At 37.9% G+C, this 7,842-nt stretch carries 7 protein-coding genes; 5 read left to right on the top strand and 2 right to left on the bottom strand.

Translation table 11 applies throughout. From position 1 onward, the window contains the following. Positions 1 to 108 precede the first annotated feature (108 nt). Positions 109 to 870 (bottom strand): carboxymuconolactone decarboxylase family protein, encoded by a 762-nt coding sequence (locus LS70_RS09580; RefSeq protein ID WP_034291267.1) that lies wholly within the window; start codon positions 868 to 870, stop codon positions 109 to 111. 504 nt (positions 871 to 1,374) lie between these two features. Here LS70_RS09580 and LS70_RS09575 point away from each other — a divergent pair. The 5 genes from LS70_RS09575 to LS70_RS09550 all read left to right on the top strand — a co-directional run bounded on the left by LS70_RS09575 (position 1,375) and on the right by LS70_RS09550 (position 7,189). After that, complete coding sequence (locus tag LS70_RS09575; protein WP_034291263.1) at positions 1,375 to 2,424, top strand: aldo/keto reductase; 1,050 nt, start codon at positions 1,375 to 1,377, stop codon at positions 2,422 to 2,424. A 9-nt stretch (positions 2,425 to 2,433) separates the two neighbouring features. Continuing rightward, complete coding sequence (locus LS70_RS09570) at positions 2,434 to 2,757, top strand: hypothetical protein (protein WP_034291260.1); 324 nt, start codon at positions 2,434 to 2,436, stop codon at positions 2,755 to 2,757. Continuing rightward, positions 2,724 to 4,253 carry a site-specific DNA-methyltransferase gene (locus LS70_RS10245; protein ID WP_236096474.1) on the top strand — a complete coding sequence of 510 codons (1,530 nt, stop codon included), beginning with the start codon at positions 2,724 to 2,726 and terminating at the stop codon, positions 4,251 to 4,253. The genes LS70_RS09570 and LS70_RS10245 overlap by 34 nt, the downstream gene beginning before the upstream one ends. Beyond that, on the top strand, positions 4,250 to 6,412 hold the full coding sequence (locus tag LS70_RS09555; RefSeq protein WP_138109440.1) for a DEAD/DEAH box helicase: 2,163 nt from the start codon (positions 4,250 to 4,252) through the stop codon (positions 6,410 to 6,412). Before LS70_RS10245 ends, LS70_RS09555 begins: the two co-directional genes overlap by 4 nt. Before the next feature lie 339 nt (positions 6,413 to 6,751). Continuing rightward, positions 6,752 to 7,189: a hypothetical protein gene (locus LS70_RS09550; RefSeq protein WP_034291176.1), complete on the top strand. Its 438-nt coding sequence runs from the start codon at positions 6,752 to 6,754 to the stop codon at positions 7,187 to 7,189. Here LS70_RS09550 and LS70_RS10345 read toward each other — a convergent pair. Next, positions 7,167 to 7,292 carry a hypothetical protein gene (locus tag LS70_RS10345; protein WP_268902952.1) on the bottom strand — a complete coding sequence of 42 codons (126 nt, stop codon included), beginning with the start codon at positions 7,290 to 7,292 and terminating at the stop codon, positions 7,167 to 7,169. The two genes, LS70_RS09550 and LS70_RS10345, sit on opposite strands and share 23 nt — an antisense overlap. Positions 7,293 to 7,842 lie beyond the last annotated feature (550 nt).

Genomic DNA, 7,842 nt, shown 5'->3' with positions numbered 1-7,842 from the left:
TGTGCATTAAGTGGATTAGCCCCACTTCCAAAAAGTGCTAAAGCACCCATTAATTTTCCTGAATTTTGCAAAAATTCTCTACGATTTTGGTCGTTCATTTTTTCTCCTTTATTTTGTTGGTTTTAAAGTGATTTCATCAATCGCGCTTAGCGCATTTAAGCTTCGTGGATAGCCAATGTAGGGCACAAGCGCAGTAACGACCGCAATAAGCTTTGCTCTATCATTGCCGATTCTGATATTTCCGCTCACATGCCCCTTTACTTGCGCGTCCGCTCCGCCCATTGAGAGAATATAAACAAATGTTAAGAGTTCGCGGAATTTCAGCGGAATCCCTGTGCGCGTGTAATAATCCCCAAAGCAATTAGCGGATAAAAAGCTACGGATATGTTTATAATCTTTTGGAGCGGCTGCATTGCCTTTGTCAATGGCTTCACCAAAAAGCTCTCTTTGGGTTTGTAAGCCTTTTTCAAAGCGGTTTTCTCGCGTGGTTGTGCTTTGAGGTTGCAGAGGCAAGGCGATATTATGTGCTTTAAAAATTGCATTAGTTGCGGTGATAAAATCAATGCTTTTGCCAAACCCAACATAAGGTGTCGCTTGATAAATCACCTCTTTAATTGCCACAGGCGAAACGCCATTTTTAAGGGCTGCAACAAGCATAGTTTTGTATTCGTTCAAAGCTGGTATAGCCACAAGTGAAGCAAGTGTAATGAGTAGTCTCTCTTGAAGTTCTAAGTGAGAGTGCTCTATAACTTCATCAAAGGCAAAATTAACATAGTTGCCAAAAAACTCGGGGTCGGTTTGTGCAAGCGGCACATCGGTGTTGCCAAAGAGTTTTTCAAAGTTTGCTTTTGCATTGTTTGTAAGATTCATCATTGCTCCTTGTGTATTTGGGTTTGTAGGATTCTGTGTTTGCGCAAACAATGTGCTAAAACCACCGCCAAAAGCACCTAGCAAAGCAACCTTGCTAGATGTTTCAAAAAATTCTCGCCTTGAATACTCTTGATTCTTTTTGATTTTTGATTCTTTGTGCATACATTTTCCTTATCTCAAAAATTTGCATTTAGCATTATAAATGCTGACACTTAGTGTCTGTCAAGAGTTTTTATGAAAATTTTATAAGAAATTTTAGGAATTTTTCATTGAATTTAAGCAGAGCCCAAGAAGTTGCCAAAACTCTCTGCGATTTGTGGAATTTATGGAATCTATTGCACGATTTTGGTTGAAATCCTCTTGTTTTATTTTCATTGTTTCTTCTTAGTTGTTATGTAATAAAATTATAAAAGTTATCGTCAGTCAATCTTTGTAATTTTTTGCGATTTTTATGGCTTTTGTGATATTATACAGCCTTTCATAGAGCATATAAAGGAGTTATCAATGATTTATAGAAGATTAGGAAATTCGGGATTAAAGATTCCGGTTATGACACTTGGGACAGCGACTTTTGGCGGTGTGGGCGATATATTCAAAGCGTGGGGAAACACGCAATTACAAGAGGCAAAAGAGCTTATTTCTGTGTGTTTGGAAAATGGCGCAAACGCCTTTGACACAGCGGATTGTTATTCTAATGGCAAAGCAGAAGAGATTTTGGGCGCACTCATCAAAGACAGACGCAAAGAAATTTTCCTTTCTACCAAAACCGGAATGTCGCTAGGAGATGGTGAAAACGATTCAGGCACGAGCTTTGCGCGCATTATGCAATCTTGCGAAGAAAGCCTCAAAAGATTGCAAACAGATTATATTGACCTTTATTATTTTCATTGTTTTGACGCACTCACGCCGATAGAAGAAATGCTAAGAGCGATTGAGATTCTAATAAAGCAAGGCAAGATTAGGTATTTTGGCGTTTCTAATTATAGCGCGTGGCATTTGATGAAAATGCTCTCCATTTGTGAGAAATACAACCTCCCCAAACCCGTTGCACATCAAGCCTATTATTCTCTTGCTGCAAGAGAGCTAGAATGGGAATTGCTCCCATTAGGAATCGACCAAAAAGTCGGCACTCTTGTGTGGTCGCCACTTTCTGGCTCTTTGCTTTCGGGTAAAATCTCACGGACAAAAACCCCGCCAAATGATAGCCGCCTTTCCACAAACGCAGCTTGGAGCGTGGATAAAGAAAAGCTGTTTGATATTATTGATGTGTGCGAAGAAATTTCTAAGCAGACGGGATATTCTGTTGCACAAATTTCTCTTGCGTGGCTTTTGACGCGCCCAAGCGTTAGCGGGCTGATTATCGGTGCAAAGACAAAAGAACAATTGGTAGAAAATTTCAAAGCAACCCAAATCACGCTTTCTTGTGAGCATTTAGAAAAGCTAGACAAAGTTAGTCGCGTGCGCCCTGTGTATCCTTATTGGCATCAGCAATGGACGGTTTCACACAGAGACCCCCATTGCCTAGATATTACGACAGATTTGACAAGGATTTAGGGGGAAGTGATGAAAAGCAATACTGATACACAAGATACCCTCCAACTTTCTATGCTAAAGCGTGGGATTTGTGAGGAGCTAGACAAGAGGGTAGAGGATAGAATCTTAGAAAAAGAAAATGCCGAACTGCTTCAAAAACTCATCAACAAAGCAGAATCCATACAAGAAGCCCAAAGTATCGCCGCACTTGGCACTACTTGGAAACGCACAGGATTTCATTTTGACAAACGACTAGAAAAACAAAGCAACGATATTGCCTATCTTGAGCGCAATGAAGACTTAAGCTTTAATGCTAGCACTTGTGCGGGGGGGGGCAACTTAATTGTAGCTTAAAGCACCGCCTTATCATCGGGGATAACTATCCCGCATTACAGAATCTCCTTATCTCCTATCGCCAAAAAATCAAAGTCATTTATATCGACCCGCCTTATGGGAAAGATGATATGGGTAACTTTGCCGATACAAACTACAATAACGCTATCACGCGCGATAATCTTCTCTCTATGCTATACCCACGATTGCAGTTAGCACGGGAGCTTTTACGCGATGATGGCGTGATATTTTGTAGCATTGATGATAAGAATCAAGCCTATGTCAAATGCCTTTTTGATGAAATCTTTGGCGAGGGGAATTTTGTATCGGATTTTATACGCAAAACAAAAAGCACAACAAATGACGCAAAAACGGGCGTGAATTATCAACACGAATTTTTACTCTGCTATGCTAAAGATAAAAATTTCGCAAATCTTTTGGGTGGGCAAAAGGATTTAAGTAATTATAAAAACCCAGATAATGACCCAAATGGTGAATGGGTATCAAGCGACCCTACTGCAAAAAGCGGCGATATAAAAACAGGATATTTTGCAGTAAAAAATCCTTATACAGGAAAAGAAGATTATCCTACTAATGGTAGATTTTGGAGATTTTCACAAAATACTATGCAAAAGCATATTGATGAAGGGCATATTTGTTTTAAAAAAGAGCATAAAGACAATGAGAGGGGCTTTATCTATAAACGCTATTTAAAAGAATTAAAAACAGAGCAAAAAACTTTTGATAGTTTAAGATTTACTGAAAATAGTTTTATGAATCAAAGTGCCACAAAAGAGCTTTTAGCCTTAGGGTTAGGAGAAATTTTTAAATATCCAAAAGGTGTAGAATTTATAAAAGAGATTTTAAGACACTCTACCACTCCAAACAATAACCTAGATTCTAATGCGGAAGTATCTTTGAGTGAGTTTGTGGGTTGTCAAGATGAGGGCAAGGGAGTTACCTTAAGTGGTAATGACCAAAGCCCGAAGCGAAGACTCCCGCAAAATCGCCAAAGAGACAACGCAGAGGGGGATATTATCCTAGACTTTTTCGCAGGCTCTGGCACTACCGCCCACGCCACACTAGAGCTTAACCGCGAAGACGGAGGTAATCGCATTTTTATCCTTGTAACCAATAACGAAAAAACTGACATTAACCCTAATGGCATAGCCCTAGATGTAACAACTAAACGACTAAAGCGCATAATGAGCGGAGAATGCTATAATGGAGATAAAAGCTTCAAATGGTTAGAGAAAAATAAGCCCTATGGGGGAATCTTAGAAGTAAGCAACATTGATTATGTCAATGCGTGTGAGACACAAGAGGGGCAAAATGCCTTTGCTTTGATTGATGAGACACTTTATGGAAAAGAGAAATTTTCTAACATTAATGACAAAATCGCGTGGGTATGTGAGAATTTCAGCCACGCAACCAAAATCCTAAAGGTGCTCAAAGAGGGAGAGACATTAAGTGAGAAAGACTATATAGAGAAGATTAAAAAGGAAGCACACAAATGACGCAAGCAGTGATTGATGTGCAAAATGAGGCAGTAGAGGAGCTAGTAAGGGTATTTAAGGGCAAAGTTACAACGACCTTCAAAGCCCCCACAGGTAGTGGTAAAACCTATATGATGGCAGACTTTATGCACAGAATCTTAAGCGAATATAAAAGCGCAGTGTTCATCGTCTCTAGTCTCTCTAAAGGCAACTTAGCACAACAGAATTATGAAGCGTTTATGAGATTTAAGGAGAGATTCCACACCCTAAAGCCTTACTTAATAGAATCTGATACAGGCAAATGTGAGGGCGCACTCTATATCCCCACAGAATATAATGTCTATGTGCTACCTAGAGATTTGTATAGGGACAAAACCCGCTTGAAACAAGGTGCGATGATTGCATTTTTACGCACGCAACAAGGTTTTAGAGATAATGATGAGCTAGCACAAAGAGCCTATGAGACAAAGCGACTTTACTTAATCAAAGATGAATGCCATATTGCAACAAATAATCTTGATGAACTTATCAAAAGCCCAAAAGAAGGGTATTTTGAAAAAGTGCTAAATGTCTCTGCTACCCCTAAACTCACAAGAGAGCAAATCCCAGATGTGCTTATCGGTGAAGATAAGGCGATAGAATCTAGGCTCATTAAAGATGTAGAATATTACGATGATGAGGGAGAGAGGCAAGAGGAAAAAAGGCTAGCGATTGCGCTTAGGCAGTTTATGGATTTGAGGCAAAGGTATTTAAGGCTTGTTGGGATTAATCCCTGCCTTATCATACAAATCTCTAACAAAGACAAGGCAGAGCAAGAACTTAGAGTGATAAAAAATGTGCTAGGAAACTTAGAATTTTCGCATTTGAAATATATGTATATTAGTGAGAATGCTAAACAATGTGATAGCAATGATGAACTAAAGGTGAAAAAATTAGCTGTTGAGAAATGGAGAAACTATGCCAAAGAAAATAATAGCACGATAGATATTGTGATTTTTAAAATGGTGATTAGTGAGGGTTGGGATATACCTAGAGCGTGTATGCTTTATCAAATCCGAGATACCAAAAGCACACAGCTTACAGAGCAGGTTATCGGGCGTATAAGGCGAAATCCTAGACTTTTGGACTTTGAAACATTAAATGAAAAACAAAAGGAACTTATCACAAAGGCGTATGTGTATGGGGCAAAACCACAAGAGCAAAGCACTATAAGTGTTAAACTACGCGGGGAAGAGATAAACAAGGGGCTTTTTAGCAATGCCATACAAGAAGAGTTTAGAATCCGCACAACGAGGCTAAAACACATTGAACAAGGCTTAAAGTATAGCCAAGAAAAAATAGAATCTGTGCTTAAAAATAGTAGTAGTGAAGGGAGCGAGAGTATTTTTACACGTTATCAAAGTCTAAGTGCAAACAAAGAGCTACAAACACTCTGTGCGGCATATTGCCAAAGTGCAAAAGGTGAGGCAGAGCAAATTGCGCGGTGGTTTAAGCTAAGTGGGAATGTTGCAGAGCTTAAAAGGACTTTGAATGAAAGTATTTGTGATTATGATGAAACGATGATTGTAGAGCCACCACAAGATTCTAGCTGTGAGAGTGTTTTGCCGCTTATGAGTGTGCTAAGCAAAAGTGAGCATAAAAAATCTCACATTACTAAATGGATATGGGAAAGCATGGAAAAAGGTGTATTTTACTTTGATAGCGAGGCAGAAAAAGAGTGGGTAGGGATTTTGCTAGATTTTGCAGACGATGATGCACCAAATGGGCAAGGGCGACTTATTAAGCGTTTAGAAATCAACAAAGAAACACAAGAAAAGCTTTATCTTGTGGGGAAAAACTTTCTTTTTAATTCAAGGCTAAGATTTGAATATTATCTTAATGGCTATCATTTTTCTTATCCAGACTTTGTGCTAAAAGATTGGCAAGATAGAATCCATATTTTTGAGGTAAAAAGTGTGAGGGGTGGAGATAATGCAAGTTTTAATACCGACCAATATGAAGCAAAATTAGAGGCACTTAAGCGCTGTTATGAAGCAGCTTCAAAAAAGTTACCTTATTATTTTTATATCCCTATACAGATAGAAAAGAGTTGGAATATTTGGTGCGCTTACAATGGGAAAACAAAAACACTTAGTGAGGATAGGCTTAAAGAGATTCTGTATGCAGAGATAAAATCTTAATACAAGCTGGGGAATGACAGAATGACGCATACAAATGGGTAACAAAGGTGCGACTAAAGTCGCAGCACAATTTAGAATCTACCCAAACACCCTTTGCAAATGCGTCTCATAATCAGCTATGTATTTATCCACTTGCAAATTACACCTTTATAACCCCTCTCTATGCACAATTGCTTTAAAAAACACTTGCGCGACATCTTCATTAGCCCAAAAGGATGGTATTTTGAAAAAGTGTGTCTCTGCTACCCCCAAACTCACAAGAGGAAAGAGCTATAAATATATATTTTTGTGAAATTTATAGTAAAATTTCATAATTTTTAACCCGACAAGGAGAAACAAATGAAATTTCAGATGAAACTAAAGAGATTAGCTATTTTAATTCTAATGTGTTTGGGCTTATGTGTTAGTGTAAATGCTGCACCACCCAAAAAACCATCGCCACATATTAAGGGCATTCACGAAGAAGCTTATTTAAGAGCAAATGCTAATCAAAAGCGTGAAGTCTTAAAAATTATGAGCAACTATACTTTAAAAATTGAGAAAGTCAAATATGATTTTCGTAATAAGCGGGAAAAAATTAAGCTTGAAAAAGACTTATTAGAAGTTGATATTGATGAAGCGCGTGCTTTAAGAGATGATACAAGAATCAAAACACTTTTAGAGCAATTTAACAAAAAAGAATTGGTAATGCTTGATTTACGCGAACAAGAGCATTCTATGGTATCAAAACTAGAAGAAGAAAGGTTGCAAGCTGTTATAAAAGTGTTGGCTTATTAGAGCTTGCCCCTAATTTTGCCACGCTGAACCCTGCTCCAACCAAAGCGGGAATCAAAAAAGTGCCAATATGCCCACTGCCTCCAATCACAACAACTTTTTGCATTGTTTCTCCTTTTTTACTCCTTTTATTTGGCTAAATTTCTAGTCCAAACTATCAATCCATTTGCGAATGCCCCCTTTGCTTTGCCCAAAGTTAAACCTGCACTCTGTCTTAAAAGTCGCATTGGTGCAGATTTTTGCAAATCTTTTGGTGTATTGCTAAGTTCGCTTCCGCCACTTGTGCAAGATATTTTGTAATTCCTCTTTAGAAATAGTGGTTAAAAGTCCCACTTGGAAATTTCTTTAAGTATTCTTGAAATATTTGGGATTTAAATAAAACTAGCAAAATTTCACTATTAATAGAATCTGCCTTTATTGCATAAAATCCTATTGAAACAATACAATTATCAAATTCTTTTGTAATTAAAGCACAACTACCCAAACTCAAACACTATAATAATGCGAGGCTGCTTTAATATATTTTGTTAATTTGAGTTGCTTATCCGTGGTGAAGAATTCCACAGCAAAGTGCCTAGTATTGTGTAATTTATCAACCTTTATTGTTTATTGTTTTATACCTGTAAAATCATCAATCATTTTTTCTATTTTATTTT

The sequence above is a fragment of the Helicobacter sp. MIT 11-5569 genome (assembly GCF_000765695.2).
Classification (GTDB): Bacteria; Campylobacterota; Campylobacteria; order Campylobacterales; family Helicobacteraceae; genus Helicobacter_D.
This window is presented reverse-complemented; position numbering and strand designations above follow the sequence as displayed.